Here is a 2,540-nt window from a genome sequence, read left to right as displayed (position 1 = left end):
GCCATCGGTGTCGGCGGCCGGCAAGCGGAGGTTGCCGCGCAAGTGGCCAAGCATGGCCTGCTCGGCCTGGGCCAGTTGCTGCTGGCCGGCATCGCGGCCCAGCACCTGCTTGCCGAGCGGAATAAAGCTCACCGCCACCGCGGTGAGCAATGCGGCGATCACCAGCACCACCGCCAGTTCCAGCAGGCTGAAGCCTCGGTGGTGGCGCGAGGAGATCGGCCTCATCGGCCTGCTCCGGCCGGTGCCAACGGGCCAACCGCGCCCCGCTGGTCGGCCTTGAGGATCAGGTTGCCGGCACCGATCACGATCGGGCTTTCCTGGCCGCTGCCGATGGCGGTCTGCGCGGCTTTCAGATCCTCATACTTTTGCCGCAGGTCGTTGTAGCGGGCCTGCAGGTTTTCCCGGTTGGTGGTCGCCTGCTCGCTTTGCGCCCGGGACCGCTGCCAGTCGGAATAGGCCTGCGCGTAGGTGTAATACCTGCATCCTCCAGAAATCATGCAAATGAACGAAGGTGCCGGATCCAGCAGCGGCATTCCGCGTTTGCCCGATTCCTGGGAGAAATCGTCGTAGTAGCGGGTCCGCTTCTCGCTGGAGCTGTCTTTGCCCGCCCGGGTGCAAGCAGCGCTGCGGTTCTGGTAGCCGCACCAGGTGTAGGCCCCGGTGTCCTCCTCGATCAGCATCTTCTCGAACACCCATTGCTTGGGGTACTCGATGTAAGGGGAGGGCTGGTCGTCGTAGGCTTTCCGGATCGTCTTGAGCAGTGCCTGGTAGGTCTTCAGTTCACTCTCCGCCCTGGCCAGATTGGCGGCGATCATCGGCTTGCACTGCAGGTTGTAGTCGCGCGGATTCTTCTGCATCTCGTCGACAACCGTCAGCTTGCCGTTCTCGTACTGGGTGCTCTGGCAGGTATCCAGATAGCGGACCTGGTTGTTGGAGTTGTCGCAACGGATCTTGTCCTCCTGCGATGTGGCTTTTCCGCAGATCTTGCTGGCATCGTCACGGGCCATCTGCAGCAGCGTGGCGAAGCTGTCCTTCTGCTTTTTCAGCTCGTCGACCGCATCGGTCATCTCTTCCACGTAGCGCTTTGCATCGGACCACTGCTCGGCCAGCCGCAGGCGCTTGAGGGCATCGACCTTCGCGCTGGGTTTGAGATAGACCTTCCAGCTGTAGCCGGCATTCTCCCCGGACGCGGGCAGTGTGCAGGAGCTGTTCAGGCTGCCGCCGCCGGTCGCTTCGCAACGCCATTCCTGGTAGCGCGCGTCTGATGCACCGACATTGATGCGGTACGGTTCGATGGTGCGCTCATTGAAGGGCGAGATGCGATGGGTGTAGTACGCGTTCTCGACCGCCAGCGTCCGGTTCTCCTCGGCCCTGGCCTTGTCCACCTGTTGCTTCAGGCCGTCCTGGAATTCGGTTTTCTTGCTCAGGCATTCGTAGACCGGCTGACCGTTCTCGTCGAACACGACCTTCCCGTCTTTCATCACCGGAATCGGGAAATGGTCGGCCCCGAGCTTGTACTCGCAGGTTTCCACCATGGCGCCGAACAGGGTCACCTCCAGCTGCTTGAGCACATCCTCCACCGACTGGGCCTGTGGCTTCACCGCCCTTCTGGCCCGGTCGCGGGCCTTGACGCTGGCGTCCAGGGCCATGCCGACCGGGATCAGCGCGGCCGTATTCAATCCCAGGGCAACGGTGCCGCTGACGGCCGAGACGACCGCGGTCACCAGTGCGGTGATCTTGAACGCCACTTCCCAGCAGGTGATGCCCAGCGAGGCAATGCAGGTGGCAACTGCGCGAACCAGTTCGCCTGCCGACAGATAGGTGCTGCTCAGTGCGTCGTAGATCCCGCCCACGTTCAGGGCAATGGCGGCGATGGTCGTGGCCTGGGTGAAGGTGGCATCGATCACACCCAGCTCACCATTGCCGATGTTGTTTTCCTGCAACTCGCCAATGGTGGTATGGATCGCCACCGCGCCGGCCAGGGCATCCATGGCCATGATTCCAACACTCGGCGGGGCCTGGTCGGGCGAGGTGGTATCGGCAAACTGGCGGCAGCCAGGCTGTGCGCCATCGATTCGAATGTGCGTACCCGCACCCGGTCGTCGTAGTCGGCATCGCCGGGTTGCGCCGGACTTGGCAGCGCGATGCTGTCCGCGCTGTCGAAACGGCCATGTCGGCCCGGCTGGGTGCCGGCAGCCGTCAATCCGTAGGCGATGTTGTAACGCGCACCGGCGGCATCGACCGTATTGGCAGCGCTGGCATCGCCCTGGGAAAGTGAATTGCGATGCAGCGCGGCGCAGAAGTCCAGCCCATTGCCGACGACCGCAGGCGTACTGCCGGTTGTCCCGAACAAGGCGGGGGGACCGGCCGGGGCGGCTTCTTCCAGCGGCTCACCGTAGGCGTCGGGGATGAGGTAGGCATCGCCGGGTTCGCGCAGTGAGGGGAAGACCATCGGGGCGCCGGCGATGCTGCGCTGCGTTCCCTGCGATGCGGTGTAGCGCACCGGCCCGGCGGCCAGCGCTTGTTCGTTGGCACCCGGC

At 64.2% G+C, this 2,540-nt stretch carries 3 protein-coding genes; all 3 read right to left on the bottom strand.

Annotated features, from left to right (window positions below; translation table 11 throughout):
- Positions 1-225: type IV pilin protein (locus tag JCM9942_RS13890; protein ID WP_157722940.1), on the bottom strand; the 225-nt coding region annotated here is incomplete at its 3' end.
- A complete protein-coding gene (locus JCM9942_RS13885; RefSeq protein ID WP_054660407.1) occupies positions 222-1,991 on the bottom strand; it encodes a hypothetical protein in 1,770 nt (589 codons plus the stop codon). The genes JCM9942_RS13890 and JCM9942_RS13885, both read right to left, overlap by 4 nt.
- Positions 1,904-2,540: hypothetical protein (locus JCM9942_RS19180; protein ID WP_157722939.1), on the bottom strand; the 637-nt coding region annotated here is incomplete at its 5' end. The genes JCM9942_RS19180 and JCM9942_RS13885, both read right to left, overlap by 88 nt.

The organism is Stenotrophomonas pictorum JCM 9942 (assembly GCF_001310775.1).
Classification (GTDB): domain Bacteria; phylum Pseudomonadota; class Gammaproteobacteria; order Xanthomonadales; family Xanthomonadaceae; genus Stenotrophomonas; species Stenotrophomonas pictorum.
This window is presented reverse-complemented; position numbering and strand designations above follow the sequence as displayed.